The sequence below is a fragment of the Pontixanthobacter aquaemixtae genome (assembly GCF_009827395.1).
GTDB lineage: Bacteria > Pseudomonadota > Alphaproteobacteria > Sphingomonadales > Sphingomonadaceae > Pontixanthobacter > Pontixanthobacter aquaemixtae.
In genome coordinates, this window is the sequence record NZ_WTYX01000001.1 from 359,131 (window position 1) to 385,095 (window position 25,965).

Annotated in this window: 24 protein-coding genes; 21 read left to right on the plus strand and 3 right to left on the minus strand. The window is 59.0% G+C overall.

The window, feature by feature from the left end:
- Positions 1-5: 5 nt before the first annotated feature.
- Positions 6-1,154, plus strand: coding sequence for a hypothetical protein (locus tag GRI41_RS01705; RefSeq protein ID WP_160602921.1), 1,149 nt, complete (start codon positions 6-8; stop codon positions 1,152-1,154).
- A gap of 7 nt (positions 1,155-1,161) precedes the next feature.
- Here the strand turns inward: GRI41_RS01705 and GRI41_RS01710 are convergent, their stop codons facing one another.
- Both GRI41_RS01710 and GRI41_RS01715 read right to left on the minus strand, forming a co-directional pair.
- Entirely contained in the window at positions 1,162-1,965 is an 804-nt protein-coding gene (locus GRI41_RS01710; RefSeq protein ID WP_160602922.1) for an SDR family oxidoreductase, read from the minus strand.
- Positions 1,966-2,114: 149 nt separating this feature from the next.
- Positions 2,115-4,052, minus strand: a complete 1,938-nt coding sequence (locus GRI41_RS01715) for a S9 family peptidase (RefSeq protein ID WP_160602923.1) — start codon at positions 4,050-4,052, stop codon at positions 2,115-2,117.
- Positions 4,053-4,921: 869 nt separating this feature from the next.
- Between GRI41_RS01715 and GRI41_RS01720 the strand changes: the two genes are divergently transcribed.
- A complete protein-coding gene (locus tag GRI41_RS01720; RefSeq protein ID WP_160602924.1) occupies positions 4,922-5,248 on the plus strand; it encodes a hypothetical protein in 327 nt (108 codons plus the stop codon).
- Positions 5,249-5,260: 12 nt separating this feature from the next.
- Here the strand turns inward: GRI41_RS01720 and GRI41_RS01725 are convergent, their stop codons facing one another.
- A complete protein-coding gene (locus GRI41_RS01725) occupies positions 5,261-5,878 on the minus strand; it encodes a DNA-3-methyladenine glycosylase family protein (RefSeq protein WP_160602925.1) in 618 nt (205 codons plus the stop codon).
- A 94-nt stretch (positions 5,879-5,972) separates the two neighbouring features.
- Between GRI41_RS01725 and GRI41_RS01730 the strand changes: the two genes are divergently transcribed.
- The 19 genes from GRI41_RS01730 to ftsA all read left to right on the plus strand — a co-directional run bounded on the left by GRI41_RS01730 (position 5,973) and on the right by ftsA (position 25,843).
- Positions 5,973-6,290, plus strand: coding sequence for a 2Fe-2S iron-sulfur cluster-binding protein (locus GRI41_RS01730; protein WP_160602926.1), 318 nt, complete (start codon positions 5,973-5,975; stop codon positions 6,288-6,290).
- A 77-nt stretch (positions 6,291-6,367) separates the two neighbouring features.
- A complete protein-coding gene (locus tag GRI41_RS01735) occupies positions 6,368-7,378 on the plus strand; it encodes a cysteine synthase A (protein ID WP_160602927.1) in 1,011 nt (336 codons plus the stop codon).
- 46 nt (positions 7,379-7,424) lie between these two features.
- Positions 7,425-7,769: a hypothetical protein gene (locus tag GRI41_RS01740; RefSeq protein ID WP_160602928.1), complete on the plus strand. Its 345-nt coding sequence runs from the start codon at positions 7,425-7,427 to the stop codon at positions 7,767-7,769.
- Between the two features lie 39 nt (positions 7,770-7,808).
- On the plus strand, positions 7,809-8,555 hold the full coding sequence (locus GRI41_RS01745) for a Gldg family protein (RefSeq protein WP_160602929.1): 747 nt from the start codon (positions 7,809-7,811) through the stop codon (positions 8,553-8,555).
- Positions 8,556-8,931: 376 nt separating this feature from the next.
- The gene (locus GRI41_RS01750; RefSeq protein WP_235901025.1) at positions 8,932-9,396 is read left to right on the plus strand and encodes a division/cell wall cluster transcriptional repressor MraZ; all 465 of its coding nucleotides are present in this window, start codon (positions 8,932-8,934) and stop codon (positions 9,394-9,396) included.
- The gene (gene rsmH, locus GRI41_RS01755) at positions 9,393-10,370 is read left to right on the plus strand and encodes a 16S rRNA (cytosine(1402)-N(4))-methyltransferase RsmH (protein ID WP_160602930.1); all 978 of its coding nucleotides are present in this window, start codon (positions 9,393-9,395) and stop codon (positions 10,368-10,370) included. The genes GRI41_RS01750 and rsmH overlap by 4 nt, the downstream gene beginning before the upstream one ends.
- Positions 10,367-10,903, plus strand: a complete 537-nt coding sequence (locus tag GRI41_RS01760; RefSeq protein ID WP_160602931.1) for a hypothetical protein — start codon at positions 10,367-10,369, stop codon at positions 10,901-10,903. Before rsmH ends, GRI41_RS01760 begins: the two co-directional genes overlap by 4 nt.
- Positions 10,900-12,612: a peptidoglycan D,D-transpeptidase FtsI family protein gene (locus GRI41_RS01765; protein ID WP_160602932.1), complete on the plus strand. Its 1,713-nt coding sequence runs from the start codon at positions 10,900-10,902 to the stop codon at positions 12,610-12,612. Before GRI41_RS01760 ends, GRI41_RS01765 begins: the two co-directional genes overlap by 4 nt.
- A complete protein-coding gene (locus GRI41_RS01770; RefSeq protein ID WP_160602933.1) occupies positions 12,612-14,087 on the plus strand; it encodes a UDP-N-acetylmuramoyl-L-alanyl-D-glutamate--2,6-diaminopimelate ligase in 1,476 nt (491 codons plus the stop codon). Before GRI41_RS01765 ends, GRI41_RS01770 begins: the two co-directional genes overlap by 1 nt.
- On the plus strand, positions 14,084-15,538 hold the full coding sequence (locus GRI41_RS01775; protein WP_160602934.1) for a UDP-N-acetylmuramoyl-tripeptide--D-alanyl-D-alanine ligase: 1,455 nt from the start codon (positions 14,084-14,086) through the stop codon (positions 15,536-15,538). The genes GRI41_RS01770 and GRI41_RS01775 overlap by 4 nt, the downstream gene beginning before the upstream one ends.
- Before the next feature lie 21 nt (positions 15,539-15,559).
- The gene (gene mraY, locus GRI41_RS01780) at positions 15,560-16,630 is read left to right on the plus strand and encodes a phospho-N-acetylmuramoyl-pentapeptide-transferase (protein ID WP_160602935.1); all 1,071 of its coding nucleotides are present in this window, start codon (positions 15,560-15,562) and stop codon (positions 16,628-16,630) included.
- A complete protein-coding gene (gene murD, locus GRI41_RS01785) occupies positions 16,627-17,961 on the plus strand; it encodes a UDP-N-acetylmuramoyl-L-alanine--D-glutamate ligase (RefSeq protein ID WP_160602936.1) in 1,335 nt (444 codons plus the stop codon). The genes mraY and murD overlap by 4 nt, the downstream gene beginning before the upstream one ends.
- Positions 17,958-19,184: an FtsW/RodA/SpoVE family cell cycle protein gene (locus tag GRI41_RS01790; protein ID WP_160602937.1), complete on the plus strand. Its 1,227-nt coding sequence runs from the start codon at positions 17,958-17,960 to the stop codon at positions 19,182-19,184. Before murD ends, GRI41_RS01790 begins: the two co-directional genes overlap by 4 nt.
- Positions 19,181-20,359 (plus strand): undecaprenyldiphospho-muramoylpentapeptide beta-N-acetylglucosaminyltransferase, encoded by a 1,179-nt coding sequence (gene murG / locus GRI41_RS01795; RefSeq protein ID WP_160602938.1) that lies wholly within the window; start codon positions 19,181-19,183, stop codon positions 20,357-20,359. The genes GRI41_RS01790 and murG overlap by 4 nt, the downstream gene beginning before the upstream one ends.
- Positions 20,356-21,759: a UDP-N-acetylmuramate--L-alanine ligase gene (murC, locus tag GRI41_RS01800; protein ID WP_160602939.1), complete on the plus strand. Its 1,404-nt coding sequence runs from the start codon at positions 20,356-20,358 to the stop codon at positions 21,757-21,759. Before murG ends, murC begins: the two co-directional genes overlap by 4 nt.
- Entirely contained in the window at positions 21,756-22,688 is a 933-nt protein-coding gene (gene murB / locus GRI41_RS01805; RefSeq protein WP_160602940.1) for a UDP-N-acetylmuramate dehydrogenase, read from the plus strand. Before murC ends, murB begins: the two co-directional genes overlap by 4 nt.
- Positions 22,685-23,671, plus strand: a complete 987-nt coding sequence (locus tag GRI41_RS01810; RefSeq protein WP_160602941.1) for a D-alanine--D-alanine ligase — start codon at positions 22,685-22,687, stop codon at positions 23,669-23,671. The genes murB and GRI41_RS01810 overlap by 4 nt, the downstream gene beginning before the upstream one ends.
- The gene (locus tag GRI41_RS01815; protein WP_160602942.1) at positions 23,658-24,563 is read left to right on the plus strand and encodes a cell division protein FtsQ/DivIB; all 906 of its coding nucleotides are present in this window, start codon (positions 23,658-23,660) and stop codon (positions 24,561-24,563) included. The genes GRI41_RS01810 and GRI41_RS01815 overlap by 14 nt, the downstream gene beginning before the upstream one ends.
- On the plus strand, positions 24,563-25,843 hold the full coding sequence (gene ftsA, locus GRI41_RS01820; RefSeq protein WP_160602943.1) for a cell division protein FtsA: 1,281 nt from the start codon (positions 24,563-24,565) through the stop codon (positions 25,841-25,843). Before GRI41_RS01815 ends, ftsA begins: the two co-directional genes overlap by 1 nt.
- Positions 25,844-25,965: the final 122 nt, after the last annotated feature.

Consider the following 25,965-nt stretch of genomic DNA (forward strand, 5'->3'; position numbering starts at 1 on the left):
GGATTTTGGCAATTCTTCTCGCGGCTCTGACCGGCGCAACGCAAGTTTCGGCTCAGGAAACGATTGGTGGTATGGAAGGCGTGTGGCGCGGGACTGTCGGCGAACAGCCGATCCATGCGTGTTTTAACGACGACACCGGCGTCTATTATTACGATCGCCATCTCCGCCCGATATTCCTGCGGCCCGACGGAGCCCGCTTTGCCGAACGGATCGGTTGGGACAAAGAGACGTCGGCGCGATGGAGCATCACCTATTCCGGAGCTGACCGGGTAGAAGGCGAGTGGAGCGATGGCGAGCGCCAGTTGCCGATCCGCTTGCGCGCGGTCCCGTGGACAGTGGCGGACAGGCATGCCAGCGCGTGCGAATCGCAAGCCTTTATGGGGCCGCGTTTGGCTGGCGGGCAGATAGAGACAGAGCCTGCCACTCTGGGAAAGGCCGGTTACACGAAGCTCACATTTGTGCCGCCCGCGCATTTCAGCGCTGACGATCTTTCGATCCAGACAATCGCACTGGATGGAACCCGCTATGGCGACATTTCGATCAACTATGCGCTCGCTTTTCACTTGCCGCGCGGCACTATCGGCGATGCCTATGCAGAGTGCTTTGCGCGGCCGATGGCGTTTCGCGGTGTCGATGGATATTTTCACAAATTCGTCGAACCCGAGTTGATCACGCCCCGCTGGCTCGGGGTGATTGAAAGCAATTCGGTCGAATGTGGCGGCGCGCATCCGTCGCATTGGCAATCACGGCGCGTGTTTGACCGAAATTCGGGCAAAGAGATCGAAGTAACCTCGTGGCTAAGCGACCAAGCGATGGATCGAGAGATTCTTGCCGAAGACACTCCCGATGCGGACGTGCATACGACTCTAAACCAGCGCTTCGTGGATGTGCTGCTGCGCCATTGGCAGCCCATCACTGATTCAGCTTCCGAAGACGAGCGCGAACATCGCGACAGCTGCATGCAAGCTGCGGGTGAACAATCTTACTGGAATGTCGGGCTGGCGGCGCAAAGCGAAGGGCTGGCGTTCATTCCCTCGCTTCCGCATGTCATCGCGGTATGCGCGGAAACCGTCGTGGTTCCGTGGGGTGAACTGGCGCCCTTCCTAACAATGGAAGGCCGCGCCGCCATGCTTTCGTTACAAGCAAACGACTGAAACACGCCTAGTCGCCCAGCAGCTGCATTTGCCCGCGCATCCGTTTGCGGACCCGGCCGGGCATCCAGCGGGCTGCAAAGGCGATACTTCTGGCGGTCTTGCCAACCGGCCAGTGCATCTTGTCTTCGTGCACCGCGCGCCATGCCGCGTCGGACACTTCCTCGACCGGAGTAATCTCCAGCCCTGCCTGTTTGACGCGCGCGCGAACATGCTCGTTGGTTTTGGCATTGGGCACCATGTCGAGAAGCGGAGTTTCGATGAAGCTGGGCATCAGCGAGCGGACTTTGATCCCGTCGGGCGCCCATTCACCGTCAAGCGATTCCGTAATTCCGCGAACCCCGAACTTGGTTGCGCAATAAACCGACCCGCCAGCGCTGCCGTAAATTCCGGCTGCGCTCGCCGTGTTGAGCAGGCATGAATCGGGCGCGGTTTTCTTGAGATGCGGATGCGCCGCCTGCGCGCCGAACAGCACGCCTTTCAGATTGATATCGAGGCAGCGGGTGATTTCGTCTTCGCTGTTCTCGATAATCGATCCGCCAACCGGAATGCCTGCGTTGTTGGCGAGTACGTCCATTCTCCCGCTGACCGCGACAAAGGCGTCCAGCGCTTCGTCCCACGCAGCCCGATCGCGCACATCGAACACATGGCAAAAAGCATTGTCCTCACCGATCAGCGCGGCGGTTTCTTTCATCCCGCTTTCGCTGATATCGCCAAGGCCGACGAACCAGCCCTCCTGCGCGAATTTTTGCGCGATGGCCCGGCCAATTCCCGATCCGCCGCCGGTAATGAAAATTGCTTTGCGCTCGCTCACCCGATCTCTCCCTGAGGTTTTGAGGTGAGGTAGCGGTTACTTACACGCTTGTCAGCACCACAATGTACGTCATCCCAGCGAAGGCTGGGATCGCTATCGGCGGGTGCTTGATTTGAGACCGATCCCAGCCTTCGCTGGGATGACGTACATTAGGAAGCCATCGCCTCCTTCAATCCCTTCACATGCTCCGCGCCTTCGACCAGATCGGCGGTCGAACCTTTTACGGTGTCGCCAATCGGTTCTGATCGTCCGCCAAGCCATTCGGCGAGGAAATTCTCGGTCACCGCGTTGAAAGCGATATTGTTGGCAGGATTGGCAAAACCGTGCCCTTCATCGGGGAACAGAACATATGTCACCGGAATGCCCGCGTCTTTCATCGCGCCGACAATCTGGTCGCTCTCCGCCTGGTTGACGCGCGGATCGTTCGCGCCTTGGCCGATCAGCAATGGGCGCACGATGTTACCCGCTGAATTGAGCGGGCTGCGCTCTTTGAGCATCGCCAACCCTTCGGGCGTGGCAGGATTGCCCATCCGTTCATGGAACTGCGCAATCATCGGTTCCCAATAGGGCGGTATCGTGGCCAGCAATGTCTCGAGATTGGATGGCCCGACAATGTCGACGCCGCAGGCAAAGACTTCGGGCGTGAATGTCAAACCGGCCAATGTCGCATAGCCGCCATAAGAACCGCCCATTATCGCGATCTTGTCTTCCTGTGCGATGCCCTCTTCGACTGCCCAGCGGACCGCATCAATCAAATCGTCATGCATCTTCTTGCCCCATTCGAGGTCGGCGGCGGAGATGAAATCCTTGCCGAAGCCGGTGGAGCCGCGGAAATTGACGCTAAGCACCGCATAGCCGCGATTGGCGAGCCATTGGTGGTGCGAGTTGAACCCGTATTCATCGCGCGCCCAAGGGCCGCCATGAACCAGCAGAACCATCGGAACAGGGCCTTCTGCATCGCCCGGGACGGTCAGGTAAGAGGGCAGGGTGAGGCCATCACGCGCTTTCAATTCCAGCGTCTGCATCGGTTGTAATGGTGCACCGACAAGTTCCGGTCTACCCGTGTAGAATTCGGCCAGAGTCTCCGCATTCCGGTCATAGATGAAGGTTTGCGCTGGCGCGGTTAGAGGATCATTCCAGACGATCCAGGTCTGGTCATCTTCGGTCCGGCTGGAAACGCCGAAATCGCCCTCCAATTGCTTGCCGAGCCAGTCGAGCGAGGCACCGATGTCAGGATCGGTCGCGGTCCATTCGGCGGTCAGATAGGTGAAGGAATATGCCTGCACTTCGCCGGTTTTGGGGTGCCCCATAACGCCGCCGATATCGGCTTTTTCGTTCTGCGCGATCAAGGTGCGTTCGCCGGTCTGGGCATCCTGCGCGAAAAGCGCGGCGGTGTTACGTCCGCGGCTATCAATCCAGTACATGATCGAACCGTCGGTAGTCAAGCCCGCGGGCTGGGTGGTGAGCGAGTCCGCAAGATCGGTGCTGTCGCTAGGTTCTTCGGCGATCGCACCATCGACAATCGGGAAAAAGTCCATTCCGCCTGCCGCATTGGGGGCAACCGCAAGCCGCAGGTCCAGGTTATCATCCGCCATGAACCCGGCATAGGCATCGTTCTGCTGGACCAGAGCCAGGTCCCCTGAATTGAGGTCGAGTAGATAGGCATCGTGAAACCGCGCATCGCGGTTGTTGAGGCCAATCAAAATCCTGTCACGAATGGTTTCCGACGTGCCGATAATATCGACGCGGGTATTCTCGAAATCGGTCAGCGTGCGCTCTTTACCGGTGGCGATATCGACGCCGTAGAGCAGGAAGTTCTCGTCGCCACCTTTGTCCTGGATATAAAGCAGGCTCTTTGAATCCGGTGCCCAGAAATATTGCTGGATCGGCCGCTCACTCGCCGTTGTCATCGCCTTGCCGGAAGCCGGCTCTTCCACAGGTGCCATCCACACATTGAGCACGCCTTCGAGTGGAGCAAGCCAGCTTAACCATTTGCCATCGGGGCTGATTTGCCCGCCCGCTTTGGTTGGATTGCCAAACAGATGGTCGCGCGCGATCAGGGGGATGGGCGTGGTGGATGCTGGCATGCGGCTATTTTCTCCGGGATGTTTGTTCCGCAATTATGCGGCACTTTTCAAGTTCCCTGCAAGATAAGGTCGCACCCTTCCAAATTGAACAGCGGCAAGCAAAGAATTGTCTTTGCACTTGTAATTGCAATTTCAGCCAAGTTGAGACATGGTAAGTGTAGTTGGCTAACGAAGAGGGAAAGATTCGTGACGATCAAAGAGAAAAAGCCGATTGTTTCAAGACGTTGGAGTAAGCCGGAAGTTACTGCAGTAACTCCGGTTCAGGAAACGCGCGGCGGATTCATCAAGAAACCGACGGTCGAGAACGTAGTTTATTATCCGTCCTAAGCAGACGGCCTCCGGCTAAAGCGCCGGATCGTCTTGCCAATACCTTGCGAGATCGCGGCCACATTGTGGGCGCGCGAGCAATTGTTTCGCCCCTGCTGTGGGGGGTGGTGTTATCTGTAGATCATCGAAGAGGGAAAATTCGTGACGATCAATGAGAAAAAGCCGGTTGTTCCAAAGCGTTGGAGCAAGCCTGAAGTTACTACGGTAACCCCGGTTCAGGACACGCGCGGTGGTCCCTTGACCGTCAATCCCATTGAGGCTGCATTTTATACGCCATCGTGAGCTTCGAGAACTGAGCCTAGAGCGCCGGATCGTCTTGCCAATACCTTGCAGGGCCGCGACCACATCGTGGGGGCGAGAGCAATAGTTTCGCCCTTGCTGTGGGAATGGGTGTTATCTGTAGACCATCGAAGAGGGAAAATTCGTGTCTATCAAAGAGAAAAAGTTGATCGAATCGAAGCGTTGGACAAAGCTAAAAGTTACTGCGACAACGCCGGTGAAGGCAGCCTGTGGCGGGTTCATTTATAGTCCATCGGTAGAGAATGCGGTTTACTATACGTCTTGAGCTGTATTCTTCCGGCAAGAGCACCGGATTAACACAGAATCGCGAGCGAATGGTGCGTGTGCGAACGCTTACGCTCGACATTGTTTTCGATCAAAAGAGCTTGAAATTTCAATTGAAGAGGGACAATTTTATGCCAGATAAAGATTTTGAGGCAGTGAGTTTGACGCGCAATTCCGTCGCACCTGCCCCTAAGAAGGTTTGGGCGAAGCCAATTGTAGAGCGCACTGCGGCGGTCAGCCGCACCAGAGGTGGTATTGTCAAGGGTACACCGAAAGAAGCAGGATTTGTTTACGCCATGTCGTGATCGGGAACGGCCTTACAAAGCCGGATTGTCATAACAATGCCAACTAAAGATCGCGAGCGCGCCGCGATGCGGGCTGTAAGGCGCGGCAAGTACGCGCGCGTGTTTTTCTGATGGCCTCTCGGGCAATTCCATAATCTTGTGCATGGCCGCTTGTACGGCCAGATCGCCTGCGGGGAAGATGTCTGCGCGTCCTTCTGCGAAGAGCAGGTAAATCTCGGCAGACCAGCGCCCGATGCCTTTGATTTTGGTCAGCTCGGCAATCGCCTCCTCATCATCGGCGGGAAGATTATCAAGCTGTAACTCCTCGCTGACAACCAGCTCGCACAAAGAGCGGGCATAGCCTTGCTTTTGGCGCGACAGGCCGCAAGCACGCAGGGCATCGAAATCCCGCGACAGCAATTCATCGGGGGCGATGTCCTCTCCCAATTCAATTTCCAGCTTGTTCCAAACAGAAGATGCCGCGGCGACGCTGACCTGTTGCCCGACAATGGTGCGCAGCAGCGTGCGATAGCCGGTCGGGCGAATGCGCGGCTCGGGATATCCGCAGGCTTTCAGCGCTTCACCAAAGGCAGGATCGACGGAGGCTGCGTGGTCCACCCCTTGCTTGATCTGATCCTTCGTTAAGCCCATCTTGCTGTCCTATCGCTTGCAAAACGCGGCCCCGTCTTTTAGCAGCCGCGCAAATTGGCCATTTCCGGCCAGAACTTTTCGGAGCCTGCTCATCATGCCCAAGTTAGTCGTCGTCAACCGTGATGGTGAAGAATCGTCGATTGAAGTCGGAGACGGCCTGACCATTATGGAAGCAATTCGCGACAATGGCTTTGATGAATTGCTGGCTCTGTGCGGTGGTTGCTGTTCCTGCGCAACCTGCCACGTTCATGTTGACGCTGCATTCGCTGACAAGCTTCCCGCTATGTCAGAGGATGAAGACGATCTTCTCGAAAGCTCTGATCACCGTGCGGACAATTCGCGTCTGAGCTGCCAATTGCCGTTTACGGCGGAGCTCGACGGCCTGAAAGTCACGATCGCTCCTGAAGATTGAGGCTCCGCAACAAAAAACACTTTCTTTGAAAGTGCAATTGCGTTGAATGCTGGCGCTGCGCGACCTAGTTCACGCATATGATTACCAATATACCGCGCAAAGACGCGATTGAATTGATCGGCAATACGCCGCTGGTTTTGCTGCAAAGCGCGAGCGAAGCTGCGGGCTGCGAGATTTATGGCAAATGCGAATTCGCCAATCCCGGCGCGTCGGTTAAGGACCGCGCTGCGCTGGGCATAATCCGCGACGCGGAGGCGAGCGGCGAGCTCAAGCCCGGCGGTACGATTGTCGAAGGCACAGCTGGCAATACCGGGATCGGGATTGCGTTGGTCGCCAATGCCCTGGGCTACAAAACCATCATCGTGATGCCCGACAACCAGTCGCAGGAAAAAATGGATACGCTGCGCGCGCTGGGGGCGCAGCTGGTTTTGGTCCCGCCAACCAAATATTCCGACTGCAACCATTTCGTGCACACATCGCGCCGCTTGGCAGAGGAAACCGAGGGAGCGATCTGGGCTAACCAGTTTGACAACACCGCCAACCGCAAAGTCCATATAGAAACCACCGCGGCCGAAATCTGGGACCAGATGGAAGGCCGGATCGACGGGTTCACTTGCGCTGCCGGCACAGGCGGGACGATTGCAGGCGTTGGCCTTGGCCTCAAAGAGCGTGACGAGAATGTGCAGATCGCGCTGACCGATCCGCATGGTGCGGCGCTGTACAGCTATTTCGCAGAGGGTGAGCTCAAATCCGAAGGGACTTCGGTCGCCGAAGGGATCGGGCAGGGCCGGATCACCGGCAATCTGGAAGGCGCACCGATCGATACGCAATTCCGTATTTCGGATGAAGAGGGTCTCGAATGGGTCGCGCGGTTGCTGCGCGAAGAGGGGATCTGCCTGGGCCTGTCTTCCGGCATCAATGTGGCGGGTGCGGTTGCTTTGGGTAAGCAGCTGGTTGCGGACGGGCGCGAAGACCCGCGCGTTGTAACCGTGCTGTGCGACACTGGTTTTCGTTACCTTTCATCGCTTTACAACGCGAAATGGCTGGAATCGAAAGGCTTGCCGGTATTCGATTGGCTCAAGAGTTAAGCGAATTCTTCTTTGACTAAGCCGCACTGTCGGCTAGATTCCACCGATGGCCAATCGCTTTCTCTCGCGTATTTTGCACGGACCAACCGAAGCCCCCGACGTGCCGCTGGGCGGTACGCGCGCCGAGGCTGTTCAGCGCCTGCAAGTCGGGATTTCCGGCGTGGTGCTGATGATTATGCTGGTCTATCTGGCGGACGTCATTCGCGACCGGGCGGATGAAACCGAAGCTGCTGTGGCTCCCGAAGCGGTTGCCACTGTCGCGCCGGAGCCGACCGAAACGCCGAAAAGCGATCCCTTGGCCGAAGCCGGGGTGGTGCCCGAACTGCCCGCTGAACCGACACCGTCGCCAACGCCAACGGCCAGCGTCCTTCGCAATCAGAACGAGCAATAATTTGTGAAGGCGACGCGGATCGCTTTTTTTGCCGTTTGTGTGTCGCTGCTGATCGGCGCCGCGATCTGGGCATTTGCGGGTGAGCGGGCCGCACAGCCACAAACGCAATCGCAGCAGCCCAAATCTCGCGCCGGATTGATGACCTCGCTCCCGATCTACTGGAATGAAGCGGCCGGTTTGGAAGTTATGCTTTCGGATCAAACGGAGGTGCATTGGGTAAAGGCGCGGCTCGAAGACAGCTATGAGTTGGTACCACTGGATGCATTGGCCGGCGCCGATACAACCGAGCCAAACGGGGCGTTTGCCGAACTGGATCAATTGATCCTGGCGCAACCCTACGCCTTGCCGCCGGCTGATTTGGTGGCTTTGGACGAATGGGTGCGAGGCGGCGGGAAAGTGCTGATTTTCGCCGATCCCATGCTAACCGAACACTCCGATTTTGGCCTCGGCGACAGACGCCGGCCGCAGGATATTGCAATGCTAGGCCCCATTCTGGCGCGATGGGGATTGGAGCTTGTCTATGAAGACACGCAATCGGATGGGCCGGACACTGTTTCGCTCGGCTCGATCGATATACCCGTGCACAAATCGGGCAGATTGGAACTGGTGGAGAATGGCGGCTCTGATTGCGCCCAGTCGGCAAGCGGCGTGATCGCGCAATGCTCCATCGGACAAGGGCAGGCTGTGATAATTGCCGATGCGGCTTTGCTGGAACGCGATGCCGGCAGCCCCGCCAATGAAAAGGCGCTCAATTACATTGTCGCGAGAGCATTTGGCGGCAAGTGACTCAGATATGGGGAAATTCGGGGAATAGGCCGTCAATTCGGAGTCGTTTGTGGGGAAATCACGGGAAACCGCGCATTTTCAGGCATATTTCGGGCGAAAAGCCGCCACTATGGCAGAAATGTTAAGGATAATTATCACGTAATACCAATCATTTATCAATCAATCCCCACGAAACCCTTAATTTCCCCTTCCATCCCCGTATTTCACGGGTTATCACCGCTTTCCATCAGACAGTTTGTCTCGTGCTGCGCACCCAATTCCGGATGCGAGCCGCCCCTGCTTGCGCGCGGGCGGAAGCGGGCGAGGCTTGTCTGCGAAACGGGTGAGGATTGGGGATTTCGTGGCGGGAGTGCGGCACAGTTACAGCGGGCAAGCCTTGACCCTTCTGGGGGACAAGGACCGCTTTGTCATACCCTCCGACTTCCGCAAAATCGTAAAAGCTTCCAGCGATGACAAGCGTATCCTGTGCCTTGCCAAACATGATCGCTGGGATTGCCTGGTCGGGTTCGGCCTGTCCCGTCAGGAAGAGCTTGAAGCGCAACTGGACCGCGAAGAAGACGCCGCCCTGCGCCTTGGCCGCGATTATGACCGCGAACTGCGTTCCAATCTGCTGTTCGGATTCGAGCGGATTCCCTTTGACGATAGCGGCCGGTTCAACATGCCGGACTATCTCCGCAGCGACGGCCAGATTGAAGATATGCTGTTCTTCCGCGGTGCTGGCCAATCCTTCACGGTGTGGAACCCTGCCGTTCTGGATCAGCAAGGCAGCGACTGGAATCCGGTAAAATCCAGCTGCGCCGGTCTGGTCAAGGAAGTCGAAGCCAAGGGGAAGCGAAAATGACCCCGGCAACTTCGACAGAACCCTTCGTACCGCCGCATATTCCGGTTCTGCTTGATGAAGTGGTTGCCGCGCTTGCCCCACAGCAAGGTGATGTCATCATCGACGCGACATTTGGCGCAGGCGGATATACCCGCGCGCTTCTGGATGCAGGCGCGACGGTGCACGCATTCGACCGCGATCCCGATGCGATCGCGAGCGGTGCAAAATGGCCCGAGACCAAGGAAGAACCGCCACGTCTGGTTCTGCATCCGCGCCGATTTTCGGAAATGGTCGCTGCAATGGCAGAGGCCGGGGTGAGCCGTGTTGACGGCGTCACCATGGATATCGGTGTATCATCGATGCAGCTGGATCAGGCCGATCGCGGCTTTGCCTTTTCATCCGACGGGCCGCTCGACATGCGAATGTCGCAGGATGGCGAAAGCGCGGCAGACTTTCTCAACACTGCCGAAGAAAGCACGATTGCCGATGTGCTCTACCAATATGGGGAGGAACGCCAATCGCGCCGTGTTGCGCGGGCCATCGTCGCGGCGCGGCCGCTTTCGACCACCGGCGACTTGGCGCGGGTCGTGCGCAAAGCGCTGGGCTATCGCGCGGACGCGCAGTCAAAGCGCGCGCCCAAAGATCCTGCCACGCGCAGCTTTCAGGCGGTGCGCATCCATGTGAATGCCGAACTGGAGGAACTGCGCGAAGGGCTGACCGCGGCAGAGCACCTGCTGGGCGATGGTGGCCGTCTGGCTGTGGTGAGCTTTCACAGCCTCGAGGACCGGATCGTAAAGCGTTACCTCAAAGACGCATCATCGACTGGTGGCGGATCGCGCTATTTGCCAGAAGTAGAGCGGGCCCCCGCGATCTACACGAAGATTTCCAAGGCCATCAAAGCGTCGGATAACGAAGTGAACGATAATCCGCGCGCCCGTTCGGCGGTGCTGCGCCACGCCATTCGCACCGATGCGAAAGCGAGGGTAGCCGCATGATCCGGACCGGTAGCCGTCTCCGTCAAATCGGATGGGCCGTAGCGCTCAGCCTGTGCGTGACCGGATTTGTCGCGCTGACATTCCGTGTCAATGCGGTCAAAAGCGAGGTCCGCTTGGCAGAGCGCGAGATTGTCGCTTTGGAGCGCGAAAAAGAGATTCTCGAGATCGAGTTCCAAACCCGCGCAAGCCAGCAGCAACTGGCAAATTGGAATCGCGTGGAATTTGGATATCAGGCCCCCGAAGCCAGCCAATATCTCGAAAACGAACGCCAACTTGCCAGCCTGGGCATGCCGCGCAGCGCCGATGCACCCGATCCGATCCGCGTTGCGCTTGCGCCGGTGGAAGGCGAAGAAGGCGGATTTCCGGACTTTGTTTCGCCGATAACCGGCGAACCGGCGCAAGCCAAAGAGATCGAGCAATCGGGCGAAACCGAGAAGCCAGAAAGCAATCCGATGTCGGCGCCGCGTTCGCTGTCCGATCGTCTCGCCCGCGATAACCCGATTGGCCGGCAAATTGGCAGGGCCAAGGAATGAGTCTGGCCGCCGTCAAAACCGCATTTTCGGGCGGAGGAGTCAATCTGACCACGCTGCGGCAGCATTCGCTCAATGTTGCGCGCTTGCGGGTGCTGTGGGTGGCAATCATTTTTGGCTGCGTCGCGACAGCAGCTGTCGCTCGGATCAGCTATCTGGGGGTTAGCGACAACGTTACCCGCACTGCCTCGCTCGAAGATGCTTTACTGCCCCCGCGCGGCGAATTGACCGATCGCAACGATGTGCCCTTGGCGCGCGCATTTCCCGCCTATGCGCTGTGGTACAATCCCAAAGCCATGGGTGATCCGAAGGACCCACTCGTGCGAAGCGCGCGTGAAGTAGCGACCGATCTGGAGGCGATTTTCCCCGGGCTCGACGTTGAAGCGACAGCCGAGAAATTGGCGTCGGGCAAGCCCGGCTACCTCCAGCGCCGCGTTTTGCCAGAACAGGCCAACAAGGTTATGGCGCTTGGCGAGCTTTCGCTTGAGCTACCGCGCGAAACCGACCGTCACTATCCGCAAGGATCGATGGGCGCGCATGTTCTGGGCTATGTCGATGCCGAGGGGCGCGGCCAGGTCGGGATGGAGCAGGTTCTCGATGACCGGCTAATGGATCCCGCAATGCGCGGAACGCCGGTGGCTTTGTCGATTGATCTGCGTGCGCAAGGCGCGCTTGAGGACGAGCTTCGTCGCGGGATGCTGGCCACCAACGCAAAGGGCGCGGCGGGCATTGTCCTCGATGTGGACACGGGCGAAGTGATGGCGCTGGCCTCTCTGCCTGAATTCGACCCCAACAAGATCACGGCAGATGGCGCGAACCACATGTTCAACCGCGTCACCAATCAGGTGTATGAACTTGGCTCGACGTTCAAGCCGCTGACTGTTGCAGCGGCGATTGATGCGGGTGTCGTGCGCGATTTCGGGCGGCGGTATGACGCGTCTGACGTCAAAGTCGGCGGCGCCACGATCAAGGACGGGCACTTTATTGGCAATCATCTGAATGTTGCCGAGACCCTGATTCATTCGTCGAACACTGTTAGTGCCCGCATCGCGGACGAGTTGGGCGAACCGAAATTGCGCCAGTCGCTTGTCGATTTGGGGCTGAGCGAGCGTCCGGAAATCGAACTTCCGGCACGCGGCCATCCGATTTGGCATGAAAAATGGGGCCGGCTGCGGACCATGAATGTCGGCTTCGGCCACGGTATTGCAGTGACACCGCTCCATCTGGCCAGCGCATATGCGGCGATGGTCAATGGCGGAACCTGGCGTCCGGCCACCATGTACCGTTTGGCACCGGGCACTGCACCCAAAGGGCGCCGCGTTTTCAAAGCATCCACTTCGTCACGCATGCGCCAATTGCTGCGCATGATCGCCGTTTATGGCACGGGTAAGAATGCCGATGCCGAGGGTTTCCGCGTTGGCGGTAAAACGGGCAGCGCAGAGAAACCGGGGCGGGGCGGCTATCGCGAGACAACGCTGGTTTCGACTTTTGCAGCCGCCTTCCCGATGGATAAACCGCGCTATGTCGTGGTCGCTATGCTTGACGAACCCAAGGGAACCACAGCGAGCTCTTTCCAGCGCACCGCCGCTTGGAATGCGGCCCCTATCGTGGGCAAGCTGGTTCCGCGGATCGGGCCGATCCTTGGCGTGCGGCCCGATACCTCGCGCGATATCGATCTCAGCGATCTGCAACCCTTGATTGGGGCGAACTGATGGATCTCGCTGCGCTCGCATCGGCCGCAGGGGTGGACGTGACGGGCGGCAAATCCGTCTCCGTCTCCGGCTTTGCTATCGACAATCGCAAAGTTGCACCGGGAACGGTTTTTGGTGCTTTCCAAGGCGCGACGGTGAACGGGGAGGATTTCATCCCGGCTGCAATATCCGCAGGCGCGGTAGCGATTGTGGCGCGGCCCGAAGCATCGGTCGATGGCGCAATCCACATCGCTTCGGCCGAGCCGCGCAAGACTTTCGCGCATCTTGCGGCACAGTTTTTCAAACCCGTGCCAGAAACGATTGTTGCGGTCACCGGGACAAACGGAAAGACTTCGACGGTCGAGATGACGCGCCAGATATGGCGCATGATGGGTGAACGTGCCGCTTCCATCGGTACGCTCGGCGTGACCACCCCTGATGAAAGCGTGTCCACCGGCCTTACCACGCCGGATATCGTCACTTTCCATTCGAATATGAGCGGATTGGCGCGCGAAGGGGTGACGCATGTAGCCTATGAAGCATCGAGCCACGGCCTTTCTCAATATCGCAATGAAGGCCTGTCGGTTGTCGCTGCGGGCTTCACCAATTTCAGCCGCGATCACCTCGATTATCACAAGGATATGGAAGAGTATTTCGCGGCCAAGATGCGGCTGTTTGATGAAGTCGTAAATGATGACGCCACGGTTGTGGTCTGGACCGGAAATAGCGAGTGGACGGCCCGGGCACTGGAACATGCGCAGAAACGGAACCTGCGCGTGTTCACGGTGGGTGAGCAAGGCGAAACAATTCGTCTTCTCACCCATACGCCAACGCAATTGGGACAAACGCTGGAAATCGAACATCAAGGGGCAAGGCGGCAAATCAATTTGCCGCTGATCGGCGCGTATCAATCTGCCAATGCACTTGTCGCAGCGGGTCTTGCGCTGGCGACGGGCGGTGAAGCGAATATGGTGTTCGATGCGGTTGCCCGGCTCCAGCCCGTGCGCGGCCGGTTGGAACGCGCGGTGATCACACCTGCTGGTGCACCGGTCTATATCGACTATGCGCATACGCCCGATGCGCTTGAATCCGCCATCGAAGCGCTGCGGCCGCATGTCAACGGCCGGTTGATCACGGTGTTCGGTGCGGGCGGCGACCGCGACCAAGGAAAACGCGCGGAAATGGGACGCGTTGCTTCGGAAAAATCCGACCTGGCGATTGTTACGGACGACAATCCGCGCGGCGAAGATGCCGCTGCAATCCGCCGCGAAGTGATCGGTGACAGCTGCGGAATGCAGGAAATTGGCGACCGGCGCGAGGCAATTGGCGCAGCGATTGCCGAGGCAGGACGCGATGACATCGTGCTCGTCGCGGGCAAGGGACACGAACAGGGCCAGATTATCGGTGCAGGAGAAACCATGCGCGTATTGCCGTTTGATGATGTGACAGTGGCGCGTGAATGCGCCGCGCCACAAGGGCTGGGAGCTTTGGCATGAATGCGATCAAAGCCTTGCGCAGCTGGCCCGCCGACCGGCGCGATAGTTTGCGTCTTGCCCTTTGGACGGCCGCTGAAATCGCCGAGGCAACCGGCGGCACCGCAAGCGGGGATTTCCAGGTTGCAGGCGTTGAAATTGACTCGCGCGATGTTCGCTCTGGCGACCTGTTTTTTGCGCTCAAGGGCGAAACGATGGACGGTCATGTGTTCCTCGATAAAGCCTTTGCCAATGGCGCAACGGCAGCGGTCGTCGATCGCCCGATCGACCAACCGCACATCCTTGTGCCCGATACCAACGCTGCGCTGGAAGCCTTGGCAACGGCATCGCGGAAACGGTCGGCCGCGCTGCGGATCGGCGTGACAGGCTCGGTAGGCAAGACCGGCGTCAAGGAAGCGATCTTTGCCGCGCTAGACCGGGCCAGCCGCGGGGCAACGCATCGCTCGGTTCGCAGCTACAACAACCATGTGGGTGTCCCGCTCAGCCTCGCCAGAATGCCCGTCAGGTGTCATTATGGTGTGTTCGAAATGGGCATGAACCACGCCGGGGAAATCTCCGGCCTGGCCGCGCAAGTCAAACCCGACGTCGCGGTCATCACCACGATCGCGCCCGCGCATATCGAAAACCTTGGCAGTATCGAAGCGATTGCTGATGCCAAGGCCGAAATCTTTGAAGGCGTAACCAAGGGCGGAACGGCTGTAATCCCCGCAGATAGTCCGCAATTCGAGCAGCTGCGAGACGCTGCAATTGCGAAGGGATTGGTAGTCAGATCATTCGGCAAAAGCGCGCATGCCGATGTGCGATTGCTCGATGCGATACCGGCTGCCAATGGCGGCTCGCTCGTCACAGCCGATATGGGTGAAACGCGGCTGTGTTTTTCGGTCGCCGAACCGGGCGAACATTGGATCAGCAACGCTTTGTGCGTGATGGCGGCGGTACAGGCGGCCGGAGGCGATCTTGGGTCTGCGGGACTTGCCTTGGCCGAAATGGGCGGTTTGAAGGGGCGCGGTGCGCGCCACCAGATCGCAGCGATCAGCGGGAAGGCGCTGATGATTGATGAAAGTTACAACGCCAATCCCGCGTCGATGCGCGCGACTTTGCGTCAACTTGGGCAGACACCGGCCACGCGCCGCGTTGCCGTGCTGGGATCGATGAAGGAACTGGGTGACTTCGCCCCGCGCTTCCACGCGCAATTGGCCGAGCCACTGGCCAAGGCCAATGTCGATTTTGCCGTGCTGGTCGGCGCGGAAATGGAGGCACTGGTCCGGGACTTGGGGAAAGGTGCAGGCGGGGCGCTTGCCGCGGGACTCAGCTTTGCCCATTGCGACGGCCCTGCAGAGGCGATTTCGGCGCTGGAAGAGTTTGGCATTACCGCCGGTGATGCGATCCTCGTCAAAGGGTCGAATTCGGTCGGCCTTGGCAGGTTGGTCGCACATTTCACGGCCAGAAACTGATTTGAGGACGGGACCGCCTTCATGCTCTATCTGATCGCCGAATGGCTGAATTTCGAGGGGATATTTAACCTCATCCGCTACCAGACCTTCCGGTCCGGGGCGACCTTGATGACCGCGCTGGTCATCGGATTGATAATCGGTCCCCGCTTCATCAACATGCTTCGGGTCCGTCAGGGCAAGGGTCAACCGATCCGCGCAGACGGCCCGCAGTCGCATCAGGCCAAGGTCGGAACCCCGACGATGGGCGGTTTGATGATCCTCATCGCGCTGGTGCTCTCGATGCTATTGTGGATGGACCTGCGCAATCCGTTTGTCTGGGCCTGCCTTGGCGTGACAATCGGTTTCGGATTTATCGGCTTCCTCGACGATTATGACAAAGTCACAAAGGCCAGCCACAAAGGGGTGTCGGGCAAGGTCAGGTTGCTGTTCGAATTTATCGTGGCGGGGGTCGCCTCGTGGATTATCGTCAGCCAGATCAACACCAATCTCTACATCCCGTTCACCACCGGCCTGTCTATACCGCTTGGCCCGTTTTACTATGTCTTCGCGGCCACGGTGATTGTCGGTTTTGGAAATGCGGTCAATCTGACCGACGGGCTGGATGGGCTGGCCACAATGCCGGTGATCATTACGGCGGGTACGCTCGCCATTATCGCCTATCTGGTTGGGCGCGCTGACTTCTCCGAATATCTCGGTATCCCGCATGTCGCCGGCGCCGGCGAATTGGCGATCCTGTGCGCGGCGATCATGGGAGGCGGTTTGGCCTTCCTATGGTTTAATGCGCCCCCTGCGGCGGTGTTTATGGGCGATACAGGCAGTCTCGCCCTTGGCGGAGCTCTGGGTGCCATTGCGGTTGCAAGCCATCATGAGATCGTACTGCTGATTATCGGCGGGTTGTTCGTTGCCGAAACCGCATCGGTGATCATCCAGGTGTTCTGGTTCAAACGGACGGGCAAGCGGATATTCCGCATGGCGCCGATCCATCACCATTTCGAACAAAAGGGATGGGCGGAATCGACCGTAGTAATCCGCTTCTGGATCATCTCGATTGTCCTTGCTCTTATCGGATTGGCTACGCTCAAGATCAGATGATCACTTCGCCCGTCTTTAACGGCAAACGCTATGCCATTCTCGGTCTCGCCCGATCGGGCCTCGCTGCAGCGGAAGCGCTGCTGGCTAGCGGGGCGCAGATCACTGCGTGGGATCGGCAGGATGTCGCGCGTGAGAAGCTGGAAGGGCGGGCCGAGATTGCCGATCCGCTGGAAATTGACCTGACCGGTTTTGACGGTGTGGTGGTCTCGCCCGGTGTTCCGATTAATTCTCACCCAATTGCCGCACATGCGGCCAAATTCGGCGTGCCGATTATCGGTGATATCGAACTGTTTGCGCTCGCGAGAGCAAACCTGCCGCCGCACCGGGTTGTCGGAATTACCGGCACCAATGGCAAATCCACCACGACAGCGCTGGTCGCGCATCTTCTTGCCGAGGCAGGCATTCCCACGCGTGTGGGCGGCAATATCGGTGTGCCCGTCTTGGGCGAGGAGCCATTGGGCGAGGGCGGTGTCTATGTGCTGGAGCTGTCCAGTTACCAGATCGACCTGACGCGTTCGCTTGCATGCGAAGCCGCGGCGCTTCTCAATATTACTCCCGATCATCTCGATCGATACGCCGATTTTGACAGTTATGCGCGTTCCAAAGCCCGCTTGTTCGCTTTGCAGGGTGAAGGCCAGTTTGCCGTATTCGGATGCGGAGATGCCCCGACCAACGCTGTCAAGGCAGCCGAAGCAGCGCGCCGCGCGGATGGCCGCGTTGTCTGTGTGGACAAGCCGCCTCTGGCGCGGCTGCAAGACCGCGCACCGGCATTGCAGGGTCCGCACAATCTGGAAAATATTGCCGCTGCGATTGCGATCGTCGAAGAGCTGGGCGTCACCGCTGCGCAATGGCAAAAAGCGCTGGAGACATTCCGCGGATTGCCGCATCGTATGGAAGTTATCCGCGAGCATGACGGCGTGCTGTTCATCAATGACAGCAAAGCCACCAATCAGGCTTCGGCCGCACCGGCCCTTGCTGCATTTCCCCCTGCGCCACATGCGCGTATCCACTGGATCGTTGGTGGCCTGCCCAAAGAAGACGGGTTGGGGGAGTGCGCTGATCATCTCGGCAATGTGGCGGCCGCCTATACCATCGGCGAGGCCGGACCGCGCTTTGCGGAACTGCTCGATGGTGTGGTCCCCGTGCGCAATTGTGAATTGCTGTGCGATGCAGTCAAGCGCGCGGTGGCGGCTGCCAAAAGCGGCGACATCATCCTGCTCTCGCCCGCCTGCGCCAGTTTTGACCAATTCCGCGACTATGAAGTTCGCGGCGAACACTTCCGCAAGATTGTCGGCATGCTGACCAAGGAAAAGGGCGCGGCACAGACATGAACACAGCCCAGCCCTATATACCCCGTATCGGCGAACGCATGGCATCGGCGGACAGGTTCCGCGGCTCCAAACGCGCCGAACTCAAGATATGGTGGCGCGAAATTGACCGCGTACTGCTGTTTCTGATCCTGCTGCTGATGGCATTCGGAACTGCGGCGGTTGCAGCCGCGTCGCCTGCCAGCGCCCGACGCCTGTCGACGGCCACGGTTACGCTGCCCGACCTTTACTTCTATTGGTCGCATCTCAAATGGCAATTTCTCGGGCTCCTTACACTGCTCGGAGCGTCTCTCCTGTCGCGCGACAATGCGCGGCGGCTGGGCGTTTTGGTCGCCGCGGGTGCGCTGTTCCTGTTGGTGCTGGTGCCGGTGGTTGGATATGAAGTGAACGGCGCGAAGCGCTGGCTCAATCTGGGCATGCGCTTCCAGCCATCAGAGTTTCTCAAGCCCGGCTTCGCAATCGTGCTCGCTTGGATTTTGTCCTGGCGGCTGCGCGATCCCACATTGCCGGTGCTCGCAATTGTCAGCGGCCTGATGGGCTTCGTCGGCGTGTTTCTGATGTTGCAGCCCAATCTTGGCGCGACGCTGTTGTTTGGCGGCGTGTGGTTCGTCCTGGTGCTGCTATCGGGCGTTTCTATCCAGCGCATCGGCGCGCTGATCGGTCTGGGTGTTGCCGGATTTGTGACCATGTATTTCACATATGAAAATGGCCGTAACCGGATCGATGCCTTTCTCGGCGGCGGCACGGCGTTTGACCAGGTCGATCTGGCGCAGCGGACATTGCTAGCGGGCGGTTGGACCGGCAGCGGATTGTGGCTTGGCGTGCGCAAGCTCAACCTGCCCGAAGCGCATACCGACTATATCTTCTCCGTAATCGGCGAAGAATTCGGCTTGCTGGTCTGCGCGCTGATTGTGCTGATTTATCTGGCGATCATCGCCCGCGTTCTGGTGCGGTTGGCCGATGAAGAAAATCTGTTCACGCTGCTGGCGGGTGCAGGCCTGGCGACGCAAATTGGCGGTCAGGCGTTCATTAATATCCTGGTCAATCTGCAGCTGTTCCCGTCCAAAGGGATGACCTTGCCGCTGGTGTCCTATGGCGGTTCCTCAACCATTGCGGTTTGCCTCGCTGCCGGACTATTATTGGCAATAACCCGCAGAAACCCGTTCTTGACGCGCGAGACGCCGGGACTGCGTACCATTTTGCCTGAAAGAGGATCCCGCAAATGAGCGGTGCGAACAAACATTTTGTCCTGGCGGCTGGCGGCACGGGCGGGCATCTGATCCCCGCCTTTGTGCTGGCGACCGAGCTGGACCGGCGCGGGCATCACGTCGCCCTGATCACCGATGAACGCGGTGCCAATATTCCCGGCAAGCCCGATTGCCTTCCGGCGCATATTTTACCGGCCGGGCGGTTCGGCAAGAATCCGCTGAACTGGGTCAAGGGTGTCCGGGCTGTGTTGCAGGGCCGCAAGATGGCGCTACGCCTTTTCGAGAGTTTCGAACCCAGCGCGGTGATCGGCTTTGGCGGATATCCAGCTTTGCCAGCACTGCTGGCTTCAACCTCGGCAGAAATTCCCAGTCTGGTGCACGAACAGAACGCGGTATTGGGGCGGGTCAACCGCCTGCTCGCCGGACGTGTGCAGGCAATCGCGACGGCCTATCCCGAAATCAATCGATTGAAAGCGAAACATTTGGACAAGGTGCATCTGGTGGGCAATCCGGTGCGGGACGGGGTTCTTGGCCTTCGCGACGAGCCCTTTCCCGCGTTCACCGAAGACGGTTTGCTGCGTGTTCTGGTGACCGGCGGGAGCCAAGGGGCACGAATTTTGTCGGAAGTTGTCCCCGATGGTTTGGCGATGCTGCAACCGGCCTTGCGATCCCGCTTGCAAGTTACCCAGCAATGCCGCCCCGAAGATCTTGATGCGGTGCGCGAACGGTATCGCAATCACGATATACCTGCAGAACTGGGCACATATTTTGAAGATATGGCGGCGCGGCTTGCTGACGCGCATCTGTTCATCGGACGGGCCGGTGCTTCGACGGTTGCTGAGCTGACTGCTGTTGGCCGCCCGGCAGTTCTCGTCCCGCTGCCGATTGCGACCGATGATCACCAAACGGCCAATACGCGCGAAATGACCAAGACCGGCGGCGCGCGGGCAATCAAGCAGACACATTTCACGGCCAAAGAATTGGCCAAGCAAATTCAAGCCATGGCCCAGCGCCCTGAAACGCTTGCCACAGCGGCGCATGCTGCATGGAACTGCGGCCGGCCGAATGCGGTCAAAGATCTGGCTGATCTGGTCGAAAGCGCAGGCGGCGCCGATTTGATGGATGTCATCCGTTCCAGCGAAACGGACAAGGGCGCCAAGATGGTTGCTGCAACCGCAGGGATCGGCGCATGAAGGGCGTAGGCACCGATATCGGGACCATCCATTTCGTCGGTATCGGCGGGATCGGCATGTCCGGCATTGCAGAAGTGATGCACAATCTGGGCTACACGGTGCAGGGCAGCGATATGGCCGAAGGGCCGAGCGTGGTACGGCTGCGCGACAAAGGCATCCAGATCTTCATCGGCCATCAGAAAGAACATGTCGAAGGCGTTGCAGTCGTCGTAACCTCGACCGCGGTACGCCGGACCAATCCCGAAGTTGCGCATGCGCTCGAAAACCGCATTCCCGTGGTGCGCCGCGCAGAAATGCTGGCCGAACTGATGCGGCTTAAAAGCACCGTCGCGGTGGCAGGCACGCACGGCAAGACAACCACGACCAGCATGATCGCTGCTTTGCTCGATGCTGGAAAAGTCGATCCGACCGTCATCAATGGCGGCATTATCGAACAATATGGTTCCAATGCCCGCATGGGTGACAGCGACTGGATGGTGGTCGAGGCCGACGAAAGCGACGGCAGCTTCCTGCGCCTTGACGGAACCATCGCAGTTGTCACCAACATCGATCCGGAACATCTTGACCATTATGGCGATTTCGATGGCGTCAAAGACGCATTCGTAGAGTTCATCCACAATGTCCCGTTTTACGGAGCGGCGATCCTGTGCATCGACCATCCCGAAGTGCAAGCGGTGGTGGGCAAAGTCCGTGACCGCCGTGTGGTCACTTACGGTTTCTCGTTGCAGGCGGATATTTGCGGCGTGAACGTTCGCCCTGTCGATGGCGGGAATGTGTTTGACGTTGTGGTGCGCCAACGCGGAGAAGAAGACCGCCGTATCGAAGGTGTCAGGCTGCCGATGCCCGGCCGCCACAATGTTCAGAACGCGCTTGCAGCGATTGCGGTTGCGATCGAAATGGGGTGCGAAGATGCGGTCATCGTCGATGGCTTTGGCGAATTCACCGGTGTCCGCCGTCGCTTCACCAAGGTTGGCAGTATCGCGGGCGCGACGATAATCGACGATTATGCGCACCATCCGGTGGAAATCCAGGCGGTGCTTGGCGCGGCGCGCGAAAGCGCAAAAGGGCGCGTGATCGCTGTGATGCAGCCGCACCGTTACACCCGCCTCAACGATCTGATGGACGAATTCCAGAACTGCTTCAACGAAGCCGATCAGGTTTATGTGACGCCGGTCTATGAGGCAGGCGAAGATCCGATTGACGGTGTCAATTCGGAGGCGCTGGTATCCGGCCTCAAATCGCGCGGACACCGGTCTGCGGCGGCAGTTTCCGATCAAGCCGATCTTGCCCAAACCTTGGCAGGTGAATTGGCTCAGGGCGATCTGGTGGTGTGCCTGGGCGCTGGCGATATTACCAAATGGGCAGCAGGTCTGGCCGATGCGATTGAGGCGGCATCATGAATGCCGCGCTGAACCCAGAAATCGATGGCGCAGCGGTGCTGCCGGTCCCGTTGGAGGATGTTCGCGGCAAGCTGACTGCCAACGCACCTTTGGCGAAGCTGGTGTGGTTCAAGGCTGGCGGGAATGCCGATTGGCTGTTCGAACCCGCAGATATCGCCGATCTGCGCCTCTTTCTTGGAGAGCTTGCGGGGAAATTGCCGGTGATGGCGCTCGGGCTCGGGTCCAATATGATTGTCCGCGATGGCGGCGTTGCTGGTGTTGTGATCCGGTTGGGCAAGCCCTTCTCAAAAGCCGAGGTTCTTGAAGATCATGTCGTATCCTGCGGCGGCGGGGCGAGCGGTATTCTGGTGTCGTCCACCGCACGCGATGCGGGCGTGGCCGGGCTTGAATTTCTGCGCGGCATTCCCGGTACGGTCGGCGGTTTCGTGCGGATGAATGGCGGAGCCTATGGCCGCGAAGTTTCCGATATTCTGATCGATTGCGATGTGATCCTGCCAAATGGCGAACTGGTCACAATGCCGGCAGCTGATCTGCACTATAGCTATCGCCATTCGGCGCTTCCCGAAGGCGCGGTGGTCACCTCTGCACGGTTTCAGGGCACTGCGGGTGATTCTGTTGAAATCGGTGCAGAAATGGACCGTATCGCCGAGGCGCGTGAAAATTCGCAGCCGCTGCGAACCAAGACCGGTGGGTCAACTTTCAAAAATCCGGAAGGTCAAAAAGCGTGGCAGTTGGTCGACGCCGCGGGATGTCGCGGCCTGATGATGGGCGGCGCGCAAGTCAGCGAAAAGCATACCAATTTCATGATCAACACCGGTGACGCGACCAGCGCGGATATTGAAGGGCTGGGCGAAGAAGTCCGCCGCCGCGTCCTCGCGCATTCCGGCGTGGAACTGGAATGGGAAATTCAGCGGGTAGGCAGGACATGAGTAAACTTCCCAAACTTCATATCGCTGTCTTGATGGGGGGCTGGGCCAATGAACGGCCGGTCTCGCTCATGTCGGGCGAAGGCTGCGCAAACGCGCTTGAAGAACGCGGCCACAAAGTCACGCGGATCGATATGGACCGCAATGTCGCCGCGCGCATTGCCGAGGCAGCGCCCGATGTCGTGTTCAACGCCTTGCACGGCGTTCCCGGGGAGGATGGCACCGTGCAAGGGATGCTCGATCTAATGGGTATTCCCTATACACATTCGGGCCTCGCCACATCTGTCATCGCGATCGACAAGGAACTGACCAAGCAAGCGCTTGTCCCTGCCGGGATTCCTATGCCTGGCGGGCGGGTCGTGCAGAGCAAAGAGCTGTTTGAAGGCGATCCCTTGCCGCGCCCCTACGTGCTCAAGCCGGTCAATGAGGGCTCTTCGGTTGGCGTCGCCATTGTTACTGACGACAGCAATTACGGGAACCCGATCCAGCGCGATGCAGCCGGGCCTTGGCAGCAATTTGAAAGTCTGCTTGCCGAACCCTTCATTCGCGGGCGCGAATTGACGACCGCGGTGATCGATAGTGCTGAAGGGCCGCGCGCGCTGACCGTTACCGAGCTTGTGCCCAAATCGGGTTTCTACGATTTCGATGCCAAATACACCGATGGCATGACCGATCATATCTGTCCGGCGGACATTCCTGACAACATCGCGGCATTGTGCCTCGATTACGCTGTGGGCGCGCATAAGGTTCTGGGCTGCAAGGGCACCAGCCGCACCGATTTCCGCTGGGACGACGAGCTGGGCGAACAAGGCCTGTTCATACTCGAAACCAACACGCAGCCGGGTATGACGCCGCTCAGCCTCGTTCCCGAGCAGGCGAAATATTGCGGCATGGATTACGGCGATCTGGTCGAAGCCATTGTATCAGAAGCGCTTCGGGTGGCCGAGGCATCCAAAACCGAAGGACACGCCGATGGCGACAGTTAAGCGCAATGCAAAGGGTGTGCGCCGCTCTGCAGCGGCGAAAGGTCGCGCCAACACCGCGCGTAAGGCGAAAGCACGCACCAGCTCGGCAATGGACTCGGTAATGGCAATACTGCCGTTTACCGAAGAACAATTGCAGCGCGTGTTTCTTGCGATCATTCTGGGCGGCGGCGTTGCGCTCGCATGGTTTGTTGCCAGTCTGGCTGGTGTTCCCGCGATGGCGCAGCAACAGATTGCCGGCCTCGCGACCAGCGCGGGTTTCGAAGTGCGCCATGTCAGCATCACCGGCGTGGACCGGATGAACGAACTCAAAGTCTACAATCAGGTGCTTGGCGAGCAGGACCGCCCGATGCCACTCGTCGATATCGAAGCAATCCGTGCAGATTTGTTGGCGCTTAGCTGGGTCGAAGATGCGCGTGTCTCGCGCCAATTGCCTGACCGGCTGGTGATCGACATTGTCGAGCGCACACCTCATGCGGTGCTGGCCAAAGCGGACCGGTTGGTTCTGATCGATCCCACAGGCGAAGAGCTTGAGCCAATCTCGCAAGCCAATGCGAAGGGAATGCTGGTCATTACCGGCCCCGGCGCGCGCAAGCAGGTTGCCCAGCTGACTGAATTGCTAGACGCAGCCCCGGCTTTGAAACCGCAGGTTGCAAAAGCCGAATGGATCGGCAACCGGCGCTGGAACCTGACTTTCTCGACCGATCAGGTTCTCGCACTTCCGCAGGGCAAAGGGCAGGCATCTTCGGCTCTGGTGGCTTTTGCGCGTCTCGACGGGAAAAGCCGCCTCTTGGGCGGAAAAGTCGCGACTTTCGACATGCGCGCGCCGGAGCGGATTTACATGCGTATTCCGGGCCGTTCCGAAAAATCGCTCGATGTCGGGGGAGGCAGCTAATGGCGCTTCCCCGCATCAGCAAAATCTACGGCGCGGTAAATGTCGGGTCATTCCGCATTTCTGCGATGATCATGGGTGTATCCGAAACCGGCGAGATGGTTGTTCTGGGCTCGGGTCACCGCGCGAGCCAGGGGATCAAGCGCGGTTACATCACCGATATGGCGGCGGCGACCTATGCCATCCGCGATGCGGTTGAACGCGCAGAGAAGAACGCGGGGACGCGCGTCTCCAGCGTGTGGATCGGTTGCGCCGGTGCAGGTTTGGCCAGCCAGATTGCCAAGGTAGAAATCGATATTGGCGGCCGCCGGATCGAAGAAGAGGACATTGAGCAATTGCTGGTCACAGCGCGCGACAGCGTAGAGCCCGATGGGCGGATGGTGCTGCATGCGCAACCGGCGCACTACACGCTCGACGGTGCGCATGGGGTGGCCAATCCCAAGGGGCTGCATGCAGAGCGTCTGGGCGTGGACATCCATGTGATGCTGGCCGACGGGGCACCTGTCCGCAATCTGATCGAGGCGGTCCAGAACGCGCATCTCGAGGTTGAAAGCGTTGTCGCCGCGCCGATTGCGGCGGGCCATGCCTGTCTCAATCCCGAGGAACGCGAGCTGGGAACGGCGCTCATTGAAATTGGTGGAGAAGTGACCAACGTGTCGGTCTATGCAGCCGGCATGCTGCTAGGCCTCAAGGCAATACCGCTTGGCTCTGCCGATATTACCGACGCCATCGCCTCCGCATTCGGAATTCGCCGGTTTCAGGCTGAGCGATTGAAATGTGTTGCCGGCTCGGCCATTGCCAGCCCGACGGACCACCGCGAAATGATCCCTCTTGGCGGCCCCAATGACGAGCCGACCGAACATACTGCTCGGGGTGCTGACGACAAAAACCGTATCCCCCGCGCAGAACTTGTGTCGGTGGTTACCGAGCAACTGTCGCGCATGACTGACGAAATCGGCAAGGCTCTTAAGGAAATGGGTTTTGCCGGTGCGCGCGGCAATCAAGTCGTCCTGACCGGCGGCGGAGCAGAATTGGCGGGGATCGCGGAATTTACGCAGAGCGCGCTTGGCCGCCCTGTTAGAATTGGCAAAGCGCCCTCGTTGCGCGGATTGCCGGAAGCGCATGCAACCCCCGGCTTCGCAACATTGTCGGGCCTATGCCTCTATGCCGCGGACGATCCGGTGGACATCCGTTCGATCGATCCGGCCTATCAAGAAACGATCAAGCCAGGCGGTTCGGCAATGGTGAACCGCATTTTCCGCGCGCTTAAAGAGTATTTTTGAGTGGGCATCGCCTTGTTAACCACTGTGGATAAGCGGGATTCTCCGATTCACCGCCGAATCGCTTTGTGCCAAGCCAATCACAGTCTTTCAAATTTGCGCACATTCCCTTGGAGGGACATCAA